Origin of the sequence: Crenobacter oryzisoli, assembly GCF_030385785.1 — a bacterium.
Lineage (GTDB): Bacteria > Pseudomonadota > Gammaproteobacteria > Burkholderiales > Chromobacteriaceae > Crenobacter_A > Crenobacter_A oryzisoli.
This window is the reverse complement of record NZ_JAUEDK010000005.1, coordinates 1-18,390: the sequence shown is the minus strand read 5'-3', so window position 1 is coordinate 18,390 and position 18,390 is coordinate 1. Positions and strand designations below refer to the sequence as shown.

The 18,390-nt window shown below is 62.8% G+C and carries 16 protein-coding genes; 7 read left to right on the top strand and 9 right to left on the bottom strand.

The window, feature by feature from the left end; translation table 11 throughout:
- Positions 1 to 177: 177 nt before the first annotated feature.
- From acs to QU481_RS03975, 3 genes are all read right to left on the bottom strand, one after another.
- A complete protein-coding gene (gene acs / locus QU481_RS03985) occupies positions 178 to 2,142 on the bottom strand; it encodes an acetate--CoA ligase (RefSeq protein ID WP_289828593.1) in 1,965 nt (654 codons plus the stop codon).
- Between the two features lie 62 nt (positions 2,143 to 2,204).
- On the bottom strand, positions 2,205 to 3,890 hold the full coding sequence (locus QU481_RS03980; protein ID WP_289828592.1) for a cation acetate symporter: 1,686 nt from the start codon (positions 3,888 to 3,890) through the stop codon (positions 2,205 to 2,207).
- A complete protein-coding gene (locus tag QU481_RS03975) occupies positions 3,887 to 4,198 on the bottom strand; it encodes a DUF485 domain-containing protein (protein WP_289828591.1) in 312 nt (103 codons plus the stop codon). Before QU481_RS03975 ends, QU481_RS03980 begins: the two co-directional genes overlap by 4 nt.
- A 326-nt stretch (positions 4,199 to 4,524) precedes the next feature.
- Here QU481_RS03975 and QU481_RS03970 point away from each other — a divergent pair, with 326 nt between their 5' ends.
- Positions 4,525 to 5,424 carry a LysR family transcriptional regulator gene (locus QU481_RS03970; protein WP_289828590.1) on the top strand — a complete coding sequence of 300 codons (900 nt, stop codon included), beginning with the start codon at positions 4,525 to 4,527 and terminating at the stop codon, positions 5,422 to 5,424.
- A 136-nt stretch (positions 5,425 to 5,560) separates the two neighbouring features.
- Positions 5,561 to 7,024, top strand: a complete 1,464-nt coding sequence (locus QU481_RS03965; RefSeq protein WP_289828589.1) for a protein adenylyltransferase SelO — start codon at positions 5,561 to 5,563, stop codon at positions 7,022 to 7,024.
- A gap of 130 nt (positions 7,025 to 7,154) precedes the next feature.
- Here QU481_RS03965 and QU481_RS03960 read toward each other — a convergent pair whose 3' ends face one another.
- The 4 genes from QU481_RS03960 to QU481_RS03945 all read right to left on the bottom strand — a co-directional run bounded on the left by QU481_RS03960 (position 7,155) and on the right by QU481_RS03945 (position 10,494).
- Positions 7,155 to 8,501, bottom strand: a complete 1,347-nt coding sequence (locus QU481_RS03960) for an MATE family efflux transporter (protein ID WP_289828588.1) — start codon at positions 8,499 to 8,501, stop codon at positions 7,155 to 7,157.
- 70 nt (positions 8,502 to 8,571) lie between these two features.
- Entirely contained in the window at positions 8,572 to 9,306 is a 735-nt protein-coding gene (locus tag QU481_RS03955; RefSeq protein WP_289828587.1) for a UDP-2,3-diacylglucosamine diphosphatase, read from the bottom strand.
- 121 nt (positions 9,307 to 9,427) lie between these two features.
- Positions 9,428 to 9,919, bottom strand: coding sequence for a peptidylprolyl isomerase (locus QU481_RS03950; RefSeq protein ID WP_289828586.1), 492 nt, complete (start codon positions 9,917 to 9,919; stop codon positions 9,428 to 9,430).
- 17 nt (positions 9,920 to 9,936) lie between these two features.
- Positions 9,937 to 10,494 carry a peptidylprolyl isomerase gene (locus QU481_RS03945; RefSeq protein ID WP_289828754.1) on the bottom strand — a complete coding sequence of 186 codons (558 nt, stop codon included), beginning with the start codon at positions 10,492 to 10,494 and terminating at the stop codon, positions 9,937 to 9,939.
- 108 nt (positions 10,495 to 10,602) lie between these two features.
- Here QU481_RS03945 and QU481_RS03940 point away from each other — a divergent pair, with 108 nt between their 5' ends.
- The 4 genes from QU481_RS03940 to QU481_RS03925 all read left to right on the top strand — a co-directional run bounded on the left by QU481_RS03940 (position 10,603) and on the right by QU481_RS03925 (position 16,184).
- Positions 10,603 to 11,727 carry an SLC13 family permease gene (locus QU481_RS03940; protein ID WP_289828585.1) on the top strand — a complete coding sequence of 375 codons (1,125 nt, stop codon included), beginning with the start codon at positions 10,603 to 10,605 and terminating at the stop codon, positions 11,725 to 11,727.
- 341 nt (positions 11,728 to 12,068) lie between these two features.
- Positions 12,069 to 13,421, top strand: a complete 1,353-nt coding sequence (locus tag QU481_RS03935) for an MltF family protein (RefSeq protein ID WP_289828584.1) — start codon at positions 12,069 to 12,071, stop codon at positions 13,419 to 13,421.
- Between the two features lie 736 nt (positions 13,422 to 14,157).
- Positions 14,158 to 15,345 (top strand): M20 aminoacylase family protein, encoded by a 1,188-nt coding sequence (locus QU481_RS03930; protein WP_289828583.1) that lies wholly within the window; start codon positions 14,158 to 14,160, stop codon positions 15,343 to 15,345.
- 122 nt (positions 15,346 to 15,467) lie between these two features.
- On the top strand, positions 15,468 to 16,184 hold the full coding sequence (locus QU481_RS03925; protein WP_289828582.1) for a glutathione S-transferase family protein: 717 nt from the start codon (positions 15,468 to 15,470) through the stop codon (positions 16,182 to 16,184).
- A 146-nt stretch (positions 16,185 to 16,330) separates the two neighbouring features.
- On the opposite strand, the gene QU481_RS03920 is transcribed toward QU481_RS03925, so the two are convergent.
- On the bottom strand, positions 16,331 to 16,543 hold the full coding sequence (locus QU481_RS03920; protein WP_289828581.1) for a DUF1059 domain-containing protein: 213 nt from the start codon (positions 16,541 to 16,543) through the stop codon (positions 16,331 to 16,333).
- 560 nt (positions 16,544 to 17,103) lie between these two features.
- On the opposite strand from QU481_RS03920, the gene QU481_RS03915 reads away from it, so the two are divergent.
- Entirely contained in the window at positions 17,104 to 18,123 is a 1,020-nt protein-coding gene (locus QU481_RS03915; RefSeq protein WP_289828201.1) for an IS110 family RNA-guided transposase, read from the top strand.
- Here QU481_RS03915 and QU481_RS03910 read toward each other — a convergent pair.
- Positions 18,102 to 18,390 (bottom strand): hypothetical protein (locus QU481_RS03910; protein ID WP_289828580.1); only part of this gene is annotated, 289 nt, incomplete at its 5' end. The genes QU481_RS03915 and QU481_RS03910 overlap by 22 nt on opposite strands.

The window sequence follows — 18,390 nt, the reverse complement described above, 5'->3', positions numbered from 1 at the left end:
GTCTCGCTATATTCGGAGGAAATAAGCCTGCCACAAGCAAGCGTCGTTCTTGTCGTCTCTTTATAGATTGAAGCGGGATAAACGAATGGGATGCAAGGGGTGGTCGAACGACCGCAAAGAAAGACGCCGCCCGGCGCAAGGCGCAGGCGGCGTAAAGGAGACGACAACAAACTGGGGTTAAACGCTCTCTTGCAGCTGGCCGAGGATCTGTGGGTTTTCCAGCGTCGAGACGTCCTGGGTGATTTCCTCGCCCTTGGCGATCGAGCGCAGCAGGCGACGCATGATCTTGCCTGAGCGGGTCTTCGGCAGGTTTTCGCCGAAGCGGATGTCGTCCGGCTGGGCGATCTTGCCGATCTCATGGGCAACCCAGTTCTTCAGCTCGGAGGCGATCTTCTTCGCGTCGTCGCCGACCGGGCGGGCGCCCTTCAGCACCACGAAGGCTACTACCGCTTCGCCCTTCACCTCGTGCGGCTTGCCGACCACGGCGGCCTCGGCCACCAGCGGGTTGGCCACCAGCGCCGATTCGATCTCCATGGTGCCCAAGCGGTGGCCGGATACGTTCAGCACGTCGTCGATGCGGCCCATGATCCAGAAGTAGCCATTCTCGTCACGATTGGCCGAATCGCCAGCCAAGTAGTACTGACCGTTGAACTCCTCGGGGAAGTAGGTCTTCTTGAAGCGCTCGTCGTCGCCCCAGATGGTGCGTACCAGGGACGGGAACGGGCGCTTGATCACCAGGAAGCCGCCGCGGCCCGGCTCGACCGGGGCACCGGACTCGTCGACGATGTCGGCGATCACCCCCGGCAGCGGCAGGGTGCAGGAGCCGGGCTTGGTAGCGACGGCACCCGGCAGCGGGGCAATCTGGATCGAGCCGGTTTCGGTCTGCCACCAGGTGTCGACGATCGGGCAGCGGCCGCCGCCGACCACCTCGTAGTACCACATCCAGGCTTCCGGGTTGATCGGCTCGCCCACTGTGCCCAACAGACGCAGGCTGGACAGGTCGAATTGCTTGGGCAGGTCAGCACCAAGCTTGATCAGCGAGCGGATCGCGGTCGGCGCGGTGTAGAAGGTGGTGACCTTGTGCTTTTCGATCATGCGCCAGAAGCGGCCGGCGTCCGGGTAGGTCGGAATGCCTTCGAAGATCAGCTGGGTGGCGCCGTTGGCGAGCGGGCCGTAGCAGATGTAGCTGTGGCCGGTGATCCAGCCCACGTCGGCGGTGCACCAGAACACGTCGTTGGGCTTGTAGTCGAACACCCAGCGGAAACTGTTGGCAGCGCCGACCAGGTAGCCGCCGGTGCTGTGCTGGATGCCCTTAGGCTTGCCGGTGGAGCCGGAGGTGTAGAGGATGAATAGCGGGTCCTCGGCGTTCATCCATTCTGGTTCGCACTGTTCCGGCTGGTCGGCGGTGAGCTTGTGCCACCACACGTCGCGGCCCTCGGTCCAGCTGGCGCCGCCGTCGGTGCGTTGGTACACCACCACGCGCTCGACCGACTCGCAGCCGTCCAACGCCAGTGCCTCGTCGACGGTAGTCTTCAGCGGTACGACCTTGCCGCCGCGCACGCTTTCGTTGGCAGTGACCACCAGCTTGGCGCCGGTGTCCTGGATGCGGTCACGCACAGCGCTGGCGGAGAAACCGCCGAAGATCACCGAGTGGATCGCACCAATGCGAGCGCAGGCCTGCATCGCCACGACGGCCTCGATCACCATCGGCATATAGATGGCGACGCGGTCACCCTTGCCCACGCCCAGGCTCTTCAAACCGTTGGCGAACTGGCAGACGCGGCGGTGCAGTTCGGCGTAGGTGACCCGGGTGACGTCGCCGTTGTCGGCCTCGAAGATTAGCGCGATCTTGTTGGCATTGACCGGCAGGTGGCGGTCCAGGCAGTTGTAGGAGACGTTCAGCACCCCGTCGTCGAACCACTTGAAGAACGGAGCATTGCTGTCATCGAGCACGCGCGAGAACGGCTTCTTCCAGCTCACCAGTTCGCGGGCCAGGTCACCCCAGAAGGAAAGATAGTGATCGTCGGCCTGTTCGCACAACGCGTTGTAGCTTTCCATGCCCGACACTGTCGCCTTGTGGCGGAACTCGTCCGACGGAGCGAAGCTGCGGGTTTCCTTGAGGATGGATTCGAGGGTCGACATGGACTTCTCCTTAAACTCTTTTGAGACTTGAAGGGCCGCCGATGCGACGGCCCGGATGGTTCTTAGTGTTTCGATGCACCGGTGGCGCCGATGCCGGTCATCGAGCGGACGAACTGGGCATCGAACTTGGCTTTCTCGTCGTTGGCAGCCTTGGAGGTATCCAGGGCGGAGATCAGCCAGGTGAATACGAAGGCCAGGGTCATCGAGAAGATCGCCGGGTTCTTGTACGGGAAGATTGCCTCTTTATGCTTGAGTACGTCTACCCATACGGTCGGGCCGAGCACAATCAAGAGTACTGCCGAGGTCAGGCCGATGAAGCCGCCCATCACTGCGCCACGGGTGGTCAGACCGCGCCAGAACATCGACAGGAACAGTACCGGGAAGTTGGCCGAAGCGGCTACCGAGAAGGCCAGGCCCACCATGAAGGCGACGTTCTGGTTTTCGAAGGCGATGCCGAGCAGAATGGCCACCACACCCAGCGCCAGCGTGGCGTACTTCGATACGCGGATCTCGTCTTTTTCGTTGGAGCGGCCGCGACGGAACACGTTGGCGTAGAGGTCATGCGATACCGCCGAGGCGCCCGACAGGGTCAGGCCGGCCACCACCGCCAGGATGGTTGCGAACGCCACTGCCGAGATGAAGCCGAGGAACAGGTCGCCGCCGACCGCGTCAGCCAGGTGGATCGCCGCCATATTGTTGCCGCCGATCAGCTGGGTGACTTGCTTGCCGTTTTTCACCACCGTTTCCATCATGCCCGGCTGGTTGAGCACCAGCATGATCGCGCCGAAGCCGATGATGAAGGTCAGGATGTAGAAGTAACCGATAAAGCCAGTGGCGTAGAACACCGATTTACGGGCTTCGCGGGCATCGGCCACGGTGAAGAAACGCATCAGGATGTGCGGTAGGCCGGCAGTGCCGAACATCAGCGCCACGCCCAGCGAGATCGCATCGACCGGGTTGGACACCAGGCCTCCCGGCGACATGATCGCCAGGCCTTTGGCATGCACGGTGACGGCCATCTGGAACATGTGTTCAAAGCTGAAGCCGGCGTGGCGCAGCACCATGAAGGCCATGAAGCTCGCGCCGCACAGCAGCATCACCGCCTTGATGATCTGCACCCAGGTGGTGGCGAGCATGCCGCCGAACACCACGTACAGCATCATCAGCACGCCGACGATCAGCACTGCGGAGATGTAGTTCATGCCGAACAGCAGCTGGATCAGTTTGCCGGCGCCGACCATCTGTGCGATCAGGTAGATCGTCACGGTGACCAGCGTGCCGGTGGCGGCGAAGCTGCGCACCGGGGTCTGCTGCAGGCGATAGGAGGCCACGTCGGCGAAGGTGTACTTGCCGAGGTTGCGCAGCCGCTCGGCCACCAGGAACAGGATGATCGGCCAGCCGACCAGAAAGCCCATCGAGTAGATCAGGCCGTCGTAGCCCTTCTCATACACCATCGCCGAGATGCCCAGGAAGGACGCGGCCGACATGTAGTCGCCGGCGATCGCCAGGCCGTTCTGTAGGCCGGAAATGCCGCCGCCGGCCGCGTAGAAGTCGCTGGCCGAGCGGGTGCGCCGTGCCGCCCAGTAAGTGATGGCGAGCGTGCCGGCGACGAAGATGAAGAACATGATGATCGCGTGCCAGTTCAGCGGCTGACGCTTGACCTCGCCGGAGAGCGCATCTGCCGCCAGCGCAAGCCCGGGGGTGGCGAGCAACACTGCGGCGGCAATACGGGGAAACTGGGGTTTCATTGCTTGGCCTCCTCGACGATCTGTTTGTTCAGCACGTCGAACTCGTTGTTTGCCTTGCGCACGTAGATGCCGGTCAGGACGAACGCGGACAGGATGATCAGAACCCCGATCGGCATGCCGATGGTCGTGGTGGCACCGGCCGCGATCGGGGTGCCGAGGGTCTTGGGCGCGAACGCCAGCATCAGGATGAAACCGTAATAGATCACCAACATGATCAGCGTGAGTTTCCATCCCAGGCCGGTCTTCTTGTGGACCAGCTCGACGAACTTGGGATTGGACTGAACGCGCTTCAGAATCTCGTCATTCATTATGTCCTCCTTTGCGAGGCGGCATGGCTTGCCGCTGTCAGCTAATGTAAGGAGGCGCAGGTTGTCGAGCTAATCGCATTTTCTGATTGCGGAAATTTGTTCCAGGAATGGTGCGCTGCAAAACGCTTTATTTTTCAGTATTTTGTGGGAGTGTTTTTACTCTGAATTCCCCTGTTTTTATGAGGGCTATAATATTTGCTGATGGCATGAGATCCCCTTGAGCGATGTCGCGTTTTGCGCTGACAATAGCGCAAAGCCTGGTGACCAGGCGGGTAGCGGTGTGGGCCGGCTGCTACAACCAAAACAGATTCAGGGGGAGTCTTTGGATGGAAATCTACCAACTGCGCACCTTTGTCACGGTTGCCCAGCAGGGGCACCTGACGCAGGCCGCAGAACTCTTGCACCTTTCGCAGCCGGCAGTCACCGCGCAGATCAAGGCGCTGGAAGAGGATGTCGGCATGCCGCTGTTCGAGCGCAGTGCAGGTGGGGTGACGCTGACGCTGGCCGGCCAGGAGCTGCTGCCGCAGGCGCAGTCCATCCTCGCGTCCGCCCGCGGCATTCTCAACCGGGCGCGCGAGCTGCGCGGCGAGCTCAATGGCAAGGCCAGCATCGGCGTGACGTTGTCGGCCGACGCGTTGCGCGTCGGACCGTGGGTGGCGGCGTTGACCGCCAAGCATCCGCTGTTGGCGCTGAAGCTTGAGTACGGCGTCACCGGCAATGTGCTGAACTTGGTGCGCAAGAAGGAGCTGGATGTCGGTTTCTACCTGGGCAAGAACCCCTACGCCAACGTCAATACCGTGCTGCTGACCCAGATCGACTACCGGGTGGTGCTGCCGGCCGCCTGGGCCGAGCGGGTGGCCAAGGCCGGGCTGCGCGAGCTGGGCAAGTTGCCGTGGATCGGCATCTCGCAGTTTTCCAGCCTGTCGAAGATCAGCAGCGAACTGTGGCGCGAGCTCAATATCTCGCCGCGCAAGATCACCGAATGCGATCATCTGGAAACGGTGCTGGAGCTGGTGGCCGCCGGCGTCGGTGTGGCATTGGTGCGAGAGGAGGACGCACAGGCTCACGTGGCGCAGGGCAAGGTGGCGATAGTGCCCGAGCTGGTGAAGCCGGCCGACCTGCAGCTGGTGTACCCGGCCGACCGGGTCGGCGACCCGATCCTGATCGCGCTGTTGACCGAACTGGCACCGGTGTGGGGGCTGGACCCGGCGACGCTGGGGCTCTGAGCGGCTGTTCATAATCTTACTGCGCTGCTCTTCACTCCACCGAGGGCCGCTCGCGACAGATTCTGAACAACCTCTGGCCGAATAGCCCTACCAGCGGGCCGTGTTTGTCGCGGCTCGCGACCGCTAGAATGCGGGTATGGAAACCTTGACCCTGCCCGTGTTCGGCCAACGTATTACCGAGCTGCCCCCCGTATTGCACCGCCGCGTGGCTAGCACGCCGCTGCCGCAGCCGCATCTCGTTCACCTCAACCGCAGCCTGGCCGAACAACTCGGCCTTGACCCGGATTGGCTCGCCAGCGACGAGGGGGTGGCGCTGTTCACCGGTAATCTGCCGGATGCGTTGCCGACGATCGCTACCGCGTATTCCGGCCACCAGTTCGGCGTGTGGGCTGGCCAGCTTGGCGATGGTCGGGCGCTGATGCTCGGCGACCTGCCTGGCTCAAACGGGCGGCGGATGGAGGTGCAGATCAAGGGGGCCGGCCAGACGCCGTTTTCGCGCCATGCCGATGGCCGCGCGGTGCTACGTTCGAGCATTCGCGAATACCTGTGTTCCGAGGCAATGGCCGCGCTCGGCATCCCAACGACCCGCGCGCTGATCCTGACCGGCTCGCCGGCGCCGGTGTACCGCGAGACGGTGGAGACGTCGGCGGTGGTCACACGGGTGTCGGAGAGCTTCGTGCGCTTCGGTCACTTCGAGCACCTGTACCACCGCGGCGACCACGACGCGCTGAAGGCGCTGGCCGACTTCGCGCTGCGCTACCACTTCCCGGAGCAGGCCGATTTGGCCACCCCGTACGCCGCGCTGATCGGTGAGACGATCGCCCGCACCGCACGGCTGATCGCCGATTGGCAGGCGGTCGGTTTCTGTCACGGGGTGATGAACACCGACAATATGTCGTTGCTGGGGCTGACCATCGACTACGGCCCGTACGGCTTCCTCGACGGCTTCGATCTCGCGCATATCTGCAACCATTCCGACCACGCCGGCCGCTACGCCTACAACCAGCAGCCGCAGGTGGCGCTGTGGAACCTGCACTGCCTGGCGTCGACCTTCCTGCCGATGGTCGGCGAGGACGAACTGGTCGCGCTGCTGCGCGGCTTCCAGGCACTGTATGAGACGGCGTATCTGACGAAGATGCGTACGAAACTGGGGCTGACGACACAGGAGGGCGGCGACGGCGCGCTGCTCGAGAAGCTCTTGATGGCGATGCACGGCGACCGGGTCGACTACACGATCTTCTTCCGCCGCCTCGCCGATTTCGACGCGCTCGATACGTTCAACGCGCCACTGCGCGATCTGTTCCTCGAGCGCGAGCTGTTCGACGGTTGGGCTGTCGACTACCGGGCGCGACTGGCGCGCGAGCCGCAAACGCCGGTAGAGCGCCGCGCCGCGATGAGCCGGGTCAACCCGAAGTACGTGCTGCGCAACCATATCGCCGAGCAGGCGATCCGCAAGGCGCGCGATGAGGGCGACTTCGGCGAGGTCGACCGGGTGTTCCGCTGTCTGTCACGGCCTTTCGAAGAGCAGCCGGAATTCGAGGTGTACGCGGGCTTTCCGCCGGAATGGGCAGATCAGATCTCAGTGAGCTGCTCGAGCTGAATCTTTCGCCACGGAAACACACTGAAGACACGGACAAAAACCGAGTAGAACACAAAAAAGCAGACGCCCATCGTCGAGAAGTGGCGTCTGCTTTATCGGTTTCTTCTGTGTTTTCTACGTGTTTTCGTGGTTAAACCCGAACTTCGCTCACCGACGCCTTCAGCTTTGGCCACGCCAGCGTCAGCATCAGGCTGCGCATCGCCATCAGGATCACGAGCGCCGCCCAGATGCCGTGATTGCCGAGCCAGGTCGATAGGCCGAACAGCGCCGGCACGTAGACGACGAAGCTCGCGATCATCGCGTTGCGCAGCGTGCGCGTCTGCACCGCGCCCATGAACACCCCATCCCAGAAGAACGCCCAGATGCACACCAGAGGCATCGCTACCAGCCAAGGCCAGAAGCGCAGCGCCTCGTGCCGCAGTGCTGGGTCGGTGCTCATCAGCGGCATGAAGGCGTGGGCGCTGGCTGCGAGCGCGGCGGCCAGGATCAGGCTCCATGCGAGCGACAGCCAGGCGTTGCGTTGTACCGTGACGACCAATGCTGCGCGAGCTTTGGCGCCGATCGCGCGCGCACCGTGCACTTCGGCTGCGGTGGCGAAACCGTCAAGCAGGTTGGCGCACACCATGAAGGCTTGCAACAGGATCTGGTTGGCGGCCAGCTCCAGCGTTCCGAGTTGGGCGCCGCGCTGCGTCATCAGCGCGAATGCGCCGGTCAACAGCAGCGTGCGGATCATGATGTCGAGGTTGGCCGAAAACAGGCGCTGCCAGGCACTGGCGACAAAGGATTTACCCAGCGCCGCGCGCCAACGATGCCACGGCACGATGCGCAGGATCAGCAGGCTGGTCGCGATGCCGATCACCGCTTCGCTCAATACGGTGGCCCAGGCGGCGCCGGCGATGCCCCAGCCGAAGCCGAGCACGAACAGCACCGACAGGCCGGCGTTGAGGGCGTTCATCGCCAGCTGCAGCAGCATCACCGAGCGCGAGCGCCCCAGCCCCATCAGCCAGGCGAACTGCGCGTAGCCGAGCAGCGTGAACGGTGCCGACCAGATCCGCGCGTCGAAATACAGTCGCGCAAACGACGTTACCTCGGCGGGCGGCGCGAGCAGCCACAGCGCGACATGACCGATCGGCCACTGCAACAGCCAGAGCCCGATCCCACCGGTCACCGCCGCAAGCATCGGCCGCAGCCCGGCTAGCGCCACCTCGGTGTCGTCCTGCCGGCCGACCGCCTGCGCCACGAGGCCGGTGGTGGTGAAGCGTAGGAAACTGAAGCACCAGTAGATCACCGTGAAGATGGTCCCGCCGATGCCGGAGGCGGCGATCAGCGCCGGGTTGCCTAGCCGGCCGAGCACGGCGGTGTCGACCAGTCCCATCAGCGGGGTGGCGATCGCGGCGAGCATCACCGGGATGGCGAAGCGGATCAGCGTCGAATACGACGGGGGTTGGTCGGGGCGGGGAAGCGCGGGAGGGGGCATGGTCGGCTTGGGCGTTAAGCATAATAACGGCCGGTCAGCGACCGGCCGTCATGCAATGGAGCGGGAAGGTTCAGCCCAGTGGATGGGCGCTGACGCCGCTCTCATCAAGGCGCAGATAGCCGCCCTTGCCGTCGAGCCAGTCGGCGATCACCCAGCGCTGGGAGGTGTGGCCGTTGGCGCTAACGTCGTGGCGAGCCGGGCGATGGGTGTGGCCGTGAATCATCAGCGGCGGCACGCCGCCAGCGGCCTGTTCGACCAACGTTGCCTGTACCGCCGTATCGGTCACGTCGCTGATCGCAGACAGACCGTTCTCGGCCTTGCCGGTTTCGCTCATCGCGCGGATCTGCTTGGCGATCACATGGCGCTCGGCCAGCGACTTGGCGAGGATGCCGGCCTGCCATTGCGGGTTGCGCGCCATCGCGCGGAACTGCTGGTAGGGCAGGTCATCGGTGCACATCGCATCGCCGTGGGACAGCAGTACGCGTTGGCCGAATGCGTCGATCACGGTCGGATCGGTCAGCAGCGTGGCGCCGGTCGCGGCGGCGAAGCCCTCGCCGAGCAGGAAGTCGCGGTTGCCGCGCATCACGTAGAGCGGCGTCACCGCGGCGAAGTCGCGCATCGCAGCGAGCATCGCATCGATGAACGGCGAGGAGTCGTCGTCGCCGACCCACACCTCGAACAGGTCGCCAAGGATGTAGAGCGCGTCGATCTTGCCGCGCCAGGCGGCCAGCGTGTCGGTGAAGAGGGCGTTGAGCACCGGCGTGTCGTCGGCGAGGTGCAGGTCGGAGATGAAATGGATGGCCATGGGATGCGTCCGTGTAGTGAGCGGGCGGCATTTCTGCCACGCAAGCCGGCTGGCGCTCCAAGCGGCTTGCGTGGCAAAAAAGCCCGGCGGGAGGCCGGGCCCTTACGCGGATCGAAAAGACTTAGATGATCTCTGCCTTCTCGATCACCACGGCTTCCTTCGGCACGTCCTGGTGCATGCCGCTGCGGCCGGTCTTCACGTCCTTAATGCGGTCGACCACGCCCTGGCCTTCGGTCACTTTGCCGAACACACAGTAGCCGTAGCCGTTGGCGTCGGCCGACTTGAAGTTCAGGAAGCCGTTGTCGGCCACGTTGATGAAGAACTGGGCAGTCGCCGAGTGCGGCTGCATGGTACGGGCCATCGCGATGGTGTACGGCTCGTTCTTCAGGCCGTTGCCGGCTTCGTTCTCGATCGGGTCGAGGGTCGGCTTTTGCTCCATGTCTGCGGTGAAACCGCCGCCCTGGATCATGAAGCCGTTGATCACGCGGTGGAAGATGGTGCCATCGTAGTGGCCGCTCTTCACGTACTCTTCGAAGTTGGCAGCGGTTTTCGGGGCCTTTTCGTGATCCAGTTCGATCACGATGTCGCCGAAGTTGGTAGTCAGTTTGATCATGGTGGTGTGTCCTGTGCTCAGGGTTTCAGGGTGGCTTTCTTGATCACGACCGTTTCGGTCGGGACGTCGGCCATGCCTTTCTGGTTGCCGGTGCGGACCTTGGCGATGCTGTTCACCACGTCCATCCCCTTGGTGACCTTGCCGAACACTGCGTAGCCGGCGCCTTGCGGGCTCGGGTCACGGTAGTTCAGGAAGTCATTGTTGGCCACGTTGATGAAGAACTGGGCGGTAGCCGAGTTCGGGTCCATCGTGCGGGCCATCGCGATGGTGCCAATGGTGTTCTTCAGGCCGTTGCTCGCCTCGTTGGCGATCGGCGCGCGGGTCGGCTTCTCGCGCAGCTGTGCGTCGAAACCGCCGCCCTGGATCATGAAGCCGTCGATCACGCGGTGGAAGACGGTGCCGTTGTACTGGCCGGATTTCACGTACTGGATGAAGTTGGCGACGGTCTTGGGCGCTTTGGCCTCGTCCAGAGTGATCTCGATCGGACCCTTGTTGGTGTCGAGGGTGACGATCGGGGCAGCTAGCGCCAACAGCGGCGCAGAGGACAGGGCCAGCGTGGCCAGGAAGCGTTTCATCATGGGCGTGTGTCACTCACATAGGGGCGATAGGCTCGCAGTTTAGCACTTTTCCGTTATGGGTCTGCCTCGCTGCGCCCGAGGGCGGGCGGTGTTACACTCGCGCGGATGCCGATTCCCGTTTTCCTTAGCGCGTTTACGCGCTCATTTCGCCGCGACCGCCTGCTGCATGCTCTTTTCGTCGCCGGCTTCCTGCTGATGCTGGTGTCCCCGCTGCCTTGGCGGCAGTTGTCGAGCAGCATCGACTACGCCACCCTCGCCACCCTGGCCGGCCTGATGGTGCTGACCAAGGGCATCGAGGAGAGTGGCTATCTCGACCATCTGGGGGCCAGCATCGTGGCGAGGTTGCGCCACGAGCGCTCGCTGGCGCTGTTCCTGGTGGCCGCAGCCGCGGCGCTGTCCACCGTGCTGACCAACGACATTGCGCTGTTCATCATCGTGCCGCTGACAGTGGGCCTGAGTGGCGTGGCCAGTCTGCCGATCGGTCGGCTGGTGGTGTTCGAGGCGCTGGCGGTCAACGCCGGCTCGATGCTCACGCCGATCGGCAACCCGCAGAACATCCTGCTGTGGCAAAAGTCCGGCCTGTCGTTTGTCGCATTCATCGTGCAGATGGCACCACTGGCGCTAGCGATCGTCACGCTGCTCTTGCTGGTGACTTGCTGGGCGTTTCCGGCGCGCCCCATCTCCGCAGTGACCCGCGAGCGCTGGCAGGCCTACAGCCGGGGCCTGCTGGGGGCTTGCGTGGTGCTCTATCTGGCGTTCCTGCTGCTGCTAGACCTTGGTCACCTGGGTTATGCGCTGCTCCTCGTGCTGGCGGGAGCGCTGCTGGCATTCCGCCGCGTGCTCATCGACGTCGACTGGAGCCTGATCGCGGTGTTCGCGCTGATGTTCGTCGACATCCGGTTGTTGACCGGCCTGCCACTGCTGCGCGACCTGCTGGCGCAGCTGGGCCAGTTGCATGGTGCAGGTCTGTTCCTCGCCGGCATCGGGCTGTCGCAGTTGATCAGCAATGTGCCGGCCGCCATCCTGCTGACCGAGTATTCGCAGTCCTACCGGCTGATCGCCTACGCGGTCAATGTCGGTGGCTTCGGCTTTGCACTTGGCTCGCTCGCCAATCTGATCGCGCTGCGCATGGCCGGTACACCGGGCATCTGGCGCAGCTTCCACCGGGTGTCGCTGCCGTTCCTGCTGGTGGTCGCCTTGGGCGGCTGGGTGGCGCTGAGCTGGCGCTAATCGGCTGTGGTGCCTCGCTTGCTGGTGGAGCCGACGATGAGCTAGAAATTCAGTAAGGGATACAGCCAGTAGTGTTTGGCGTGCCCCTTCGACGTAGAGGCACGTTTCGTGCCGTCGACCCAGAGCCTGTCTGATACACGTTCAAGCCTGGCCTGCAGCCGATCGCCGACATTCGTTTTGCATCGTCTGGAGGCATGATGTTTCGCCGCTGCGTGGTTGTCCTGGTCGCTCTCTGCTGCTGTTCTCTGCTGTCTTCGTCTATTGCCGCCCTGCCGCCGGCCGCTCCCGCTCAACGCCACCTCGTTTTTTCCAACAAGCCTTGGCGTGGCGATTTCGATCAGATGCTCGAGAACCGCATGATCCGGGTGATGGTGCCGTACAGCCGCTCTCTGTATTTCAACGACAAGGGCCACGAGCGCGGCATCACCGCCGACCTGGTGCGCGACTTCGAGCGCCATCTGAACCGCAAGTACGCAGCCAAGCTTGGCAAGCGGCCGATCACGGTGATAATCATCCCGACGACGCGCGACAAGCTGCTACCGGGCGTGGCCAACGGCCTGGCCGATATCGCCACTGGCAACCTGACCGTGACTCCAGAACGACAGAAACTGGTCGATTTCGCGGTCCCGCCTTACCAGAGGCTGATGTCCGAACTGGTGATAACCGGTCCGGCTTCGCCGACGCTAGCCAGGGTAGAAGACTTGTCGGGCAAGATGGTGGCGGTGCGACGCTCGTCTAGCTACTACGAGAGCCTTGTCGCGCTGAACCAACGCCTGGCCAAGGCCGGCAAGCCCCCGGTGAAGCTGCAGCTGGTGTCCGACGCGCTCGAAGACGAAGACATGATGGAAATGCTGGCGGCGGGGTTGTTGCCAGTCATCGTGGTAGACGACTGGAAGGCGAAGATGTGGGCGCAGGTGCTGCCGAATATCCGCGTCAACCCAGCGCTGGCAGTGCACAGCGGTGGGTTGCGTGGCTGGGGGGTGCGCAAGGGAAGTCCGAAGCTGCAGGCCGAGCTGGACGATTTCTACCGCCACTTTTCAACAAAGGAGCAGGGGCTGTTCGCCTACCGCATCGCGAGGTACATGAAGCGGATCAAACAGATCCACAACAATACCGAAGGCGATGAACTGAAGCGCTTCGAGGCGACGGTAACCCTGTTCCGCAAGTACGGCCAGCAGTATACGTTCGATCCGTTGATGTTGGCGGCACAGGGCTTCCAGGAGTCGCAGCTCGACCAGAATGCCAAGAGCCGCGCCGGAGCGATCGGGGTGATGCAGCTGATGCCCAAGACAGGCAAGGAACTGCAGGTGGGCGATATTCACCTGATCGAGCCGAACATCCATGCCGGCGCCAAGTACATGGACCACTTGATGAGTCGCTTCTTCAGCGATGCCAAGTTCGACGAGAGCAACCGCACCCTGTTTGCGTTTGCCAGCTACAACGCCGGCCCCGGCAACATCGCCAAGATGCGCAAGTTGGCCGAAGCGCGCGGTCTGGACCCGAACCTCTGGTTCAATAACGTCGAGGTGGTGACAGCCGAGAAGATCGGCATGGAAACGACCACTTATGTGCGCAACATCTTCAAGTACTACGTGGCCTACAAGCTGCAATTGAACATTCAGCAAACCCAGGCGCAGGCCCGTGCCAAGTTGGCTGCGCCCGCTGCGGTCACGCCGCCGCCAGTGAAGAAATAGTCTGTGCTCAGGCCAGCAGTCCCCGTAGGTGGAGCAGTCCGCAGTTCTCGGCACGGGCTGCGGGCCGGTGGCGCCTGTAGCAGTCGATGGAAGCAACTGGGCGGTGGCGCTGCCCACCCCGCCACTCTCCATCGTCCACAGCCCTTCGTCTAGGCCGTACAGCTGCGAGAACTCGGCCTTGTCTCGCTCCAGTTGGCACCTCCCCGCCTTGCATGGGTCAATAGCGCTTTGCCATTGTCGGTGAGTGGATGGCGCTTGGCTCGCTGCTGCTGATCATGCTGGCAAGGTTGACTTTGGGCTTCGCCAGCGGCGTCGAACCGGGAGTGTCCACTTCGCGGGTGATGGAGTACGCCGACAGTCGTTCGTGTAGTCCTGCCGCTGAACCGCCTGCTTGTGGCGCAGTGGCTGGACATCTGTTGGGCATTGGTTTCTGGGCTGGACGGGGTAGCGAAAGGTGGGCCGGAGGCCGGCCATTCGGTGGTCGCGGCTGCCGTTGCCACTGGCGGTGGTGGTTGCCATGTCGGTACTGCTGGTGTTCAACTCGGCTCCAATAGTCGTGATGCTGCCCGGGCGGTTCCCGCACCGCGCCGCGCTTGCGTCACCGGCATGTCTTTTCTGGATGTGATCGGCTGCGGCCAAGTGTCGCAACTGGATCTGGCGATGGAGCCGGGACGGCGAGCACTTGGTCCGCCCCTCCGCCACACCGCCCATCGTCCCCGAATTCGTAGGAGTGTTTATGTCTGAAACTGTCGACTATGCCCGCGGGGTGCTGCCGGAAATTGCCGGCTACGCCGCCGAGCTGGCCGAGCTGCGCCATCGCATCCATGCCCACCCGGAGCTGGGCTTCGAGGAGTACGTCACCAGCGACCTGGTGGCTGCTAAGTTGGCCGAATGGGGCTACGAGGTACACCGCGGCCTCGCCGGCACCGGCGTGATCGGCACCCTGAGGAGCGGCGAGGGCCGGACCATCGGCATCCGCGCCGACATGGACGCGCTGCCGATCCGCGAGGCCACCGGCCTGCCGTATGCGAGCCAGGTCGACGGCAAGATGCATGCCTGCGGCCACGACGGCCATACCACCATGCTGCTCGGCGCTGCCTGGTACCTGGCGCAGCACAAACCGTTCACCGGCACCGTGCACCTGATCTTCCAGCCGGCCGAAGAGGGCCTGGGCGGTGCGCGGGTGATGGTGGAGCAAGGGCTGTTCAAGCAGTTTCCGTGCGACGCGGTGTTCGGCATGCACAATATGCCCGGCCAGCCGGTCGGGCAGTTCTATTTCCGCCCCGGCGCGTTCTCGGCCTCGTCCGACACGGTGGAGATCGAAATCATCGGCAAGGGCGGCCATGGCGCCGCGCCCAACATGGCGGTCGACCCGATCGTCGCTTCGGCCAACCTGATCCTGGCCCTGCAGACCGTGGTGGCGCGCAACGTCCACCCGTCCGAGATGGCGGTGGTCACCGTCGGTGCCATCCACGGCGGCGACGCGCCCAATGTGATCCCGGGCAGCGTCAAGCTGCGTCTGACGGTGCGGGCGCTGAAGCCGGCGGTGCGCGACCTGCTACAGGAGCGTATTACCGAATTGGCCGAACACATCGCACGCGCCCACCAGGCCGAGGCACGCGTCGACTACCACCGCCGCTACCCGGCCATCATCAATGACGCCGCCTGGACCGAGTTCGCGCTGTCGGTGGCGCAACAGCACTTCGGCGAAGAGCGCGCCGGTCTGATGGAATATCCGATGAGCGCCAGCGAGGACTTCTCCTTCATGCTGGAAGCCTGTCCAGGCAGCTATCTGCTGCTGGGCAACGGGGCGGGCGAGGGCGGCTGCATGCTGCACAACCCAGTCTACGATTTCAACGACGCACTGCTGCCGATCGGTGCGAGCTATTGGGTGCATCTTGTCGAGCACTTCCTTGGCCGATGAGCGCCGGGGCTCCTGCACTTTTAAAGCGGCAGGGCGGGCGCTAGGCGCTCAATGGGCGCTGTCGGGCGTGAAACAGGACGGTTGACTACACTGTCATCATCGCGCCTGCGGAGCCCGCTTCGATGATCACGCTTTATACCTTCGGTCCGTATTTCGGCCTGCCCGACCCGAGCCCTTTCGTGATGAAGGCCGAGGTGCTGCTGAAACTGAGCGGTCTGCCGTACCAGATTAACCACCGCGGCTTACGCGGAGCGCCGAAGGGCAAGCTGCCCTACATCGATGATAACGGGCAGAAGGTGGCCGACTCGACGCTGATCCGACTGTATCTGGAGCGCCAGTACCGCATCGACTTCGACGCCGGCTACTCGGCGCAGGAGCGGGCGCTGGCCTGGTCCGTGGAAAAGATGTTCGAGGAGCATCTGTACTTTGCGATGGTGTACATCCGCTGGATGATCGACGCCAATTTCCAGTGCGGCCCGCTCGGTTTCTTCGAACAGGTGCCGGCACCGATGCGCTCGATGGTGGTAGCGATGATCCGCCGAAAAGTCCGTCAGTCGCTGCACGGCCAGGGGATGGGGCGCCATAGTGAGGCCGAGATCAACGAGATGGCGGGGCGCGACCTCGATGCGATCGCTACGTTGCTGGGCGATAAACCCTATCTGCTCGGCGAGAACGCCTGTGGTGCCGATGCAACCGTCTACGCTTTTCTCGCCGGCACGTTCTGCCCCACCTTCGAGACGCCGTTGAGACATTGGGGAGAGCGTCAGCCCAATCTGCGCGACTATGTCGACAGGCTGCATGCGCGCTTTTATCCCGATCTGGAGCCGGCCGGCGGCTAGGCGCTTGGGTTGGCTGCTATCGCTTTGCCATAGTCGCCGACGCCCGACGCATATAGAGAAACAGCCCGACCATTCCTAGTCGGGCTGTTGTTTCCCTTCGAACAATGTCTGCTGCCTTGCTACCGCTTCGGTCGCCTCACTCGGTGTCACCCTACCTTTGGCGCCTCCAACGGCGGCGTGCCATCTTTAAACAGCTCCTTCAATTGGGTCCGTAATTCGGGTGTGTCCTTATGCTGATGGACCGCCACTGCGTGTTGCACCGCCGCTTCTAGTAATTCTTCCTCACTATCAGCACATAGCGCCACGCTGCAATGGTTTGCGCTCGGATACGCGCGGCAGTCGATGTACTTCCTCGTCATCGAATACTCCTCGAAGGGAAGGCGGGCGGGGTCAACAGTTCGGCGATGACGGAACACTGGCAGCTTGGTACACGGCGTGACTCCGGCCCAGTGCCATGGAGCGTTGCGCCCGGCTCGACCGACCGGATCCCAAACCCGCACTTAACAATAGACCCAAGAAACCAAGTCGGAAGCTTATCTTCGCGGCCGGCCGACGAAGGGTCATGGCAACAAATCTCTTTATATGACTTTGCCGTTAACCGATTGGTGGTTTTATATATTTTTAATTGAGATATGAATAACGATTTAGATAATTTCTAACTATTATGCTTTATGGTTGCCACGCCATTGTCCCGATTCGGAATCGAAGCCAATGCGCATCCAGCTCCGGCCTGATCTAATGGGCTCCCCGCCGGGCCCATCCGCAGGCCATCCAAGGGAGATGTAATGGACGCCTCCCTCCTGCCCGAAGGTGACGACGGCGGTCTGCAGAACGACAGGAGCCCTCGCAATACCTGACGGCATCTAAAGTGCCAAAGTGGTGGTGTAGCAACAACCACAAACGGTAAGGAGGGCTCGATATGAAGATTACGACATTCGGTCTGGACCTGGCAAAGCGGGTTTTCCAACTGCATTGGGTGGATACCGCTACCGGTGAAATCTGCCGCCGGCAAGTGAAACGGGCGCAACTGAACGAGTTCTTCGCCAACCGGGAAACGTCGGTGATCGCGATGGAGGCCTGCGGCAGTGCGCACTACTGGGGCCGGCTGTTCCAGGAGCTTGGGCATGAGGTCAGGCTGATTCCCGGGCAGTTCGTCCGTCCGTTCGTGAAGAGCAACAAGACCGACGCAGCCGATGCGCAGGCGATCTGGGAAGCGGCGCAGCGGCCAGGGATGAAGTTCGTCGCGCTCAAGAGCGAAGGCCAGCAAAGCGTGCTGATGTTGCACCGGATGCGCGAGCAGTTGGTGAAGATGCGGACGATGCAGACTAACCAGCTACACGGGCTGTTGTACGAGTTCGGAGCCGAGCTGCCAAAGGGGCGACACAAGGCGCTGGAGCGGATTCCTGATGAGCTTGCGCGGCTGGAAGACACGTTGCCAGTGATGGTGATCGAAGCGATCCGTAGCCAACTACAGCGAATTGAGACATTGGGCCAAGACATCGCCGAGCTTGAGCACAAGCTGGCGGTGTGGAAGAAGGAAGATGAAGCAGCCAAACGACTGATGGCCATTCCGGGTGTCGGCTTGCTCACCGCAACAGCGGCGGTAGCAATGATTGGGGATGCCAAGACATTCAAGTCTGGGCGCGAGTTTGCCGCCTTCCTCGGCCTGGTGCCACGCCAGAGCGGCACCGGCGGGCGAGTGAAGTTGCTGGGGATCAGCAAGCGCGGTGATGTGTATCTGCGCACGCTGCTGATTCATGGCGCCAGGGCAGTGGCGACGCATCAGAAGGTGCGCGATCCCTGGCTGGACCAGTTGCTGGCGCGACGACCGTTCAATGCGGCGGTGGTAGCGCTGGCCAACAAGATGGCACGAACGATCTGGGCGCTGTTGGCCCATGGCCGGACGTATCAAACGGACTACGTGGCCAAGGCCGCGTAAAAGATTAACGAACCCTTTAGGAGGTGGATCGCTGAAAGGTTGCGCAGGTTGATGTGCGCTTGATGGCAGAACAGGTCGGACCGTGGGGAAGTAAGCCTGAATGATGGCCAGTCCTTCGAGGACTCCAAGGAGATGAGGCCTTCCCCTGCGAATTCCATCAGGGCCAGCAGACTCCGAGTCTGCAATAAAGGCCGGATATAAGTCTGCAGCCAGATCTCGAAGCCCGCATCGAACATCGCTTGCCAAGCCGGGAGGCGTCCATATAAG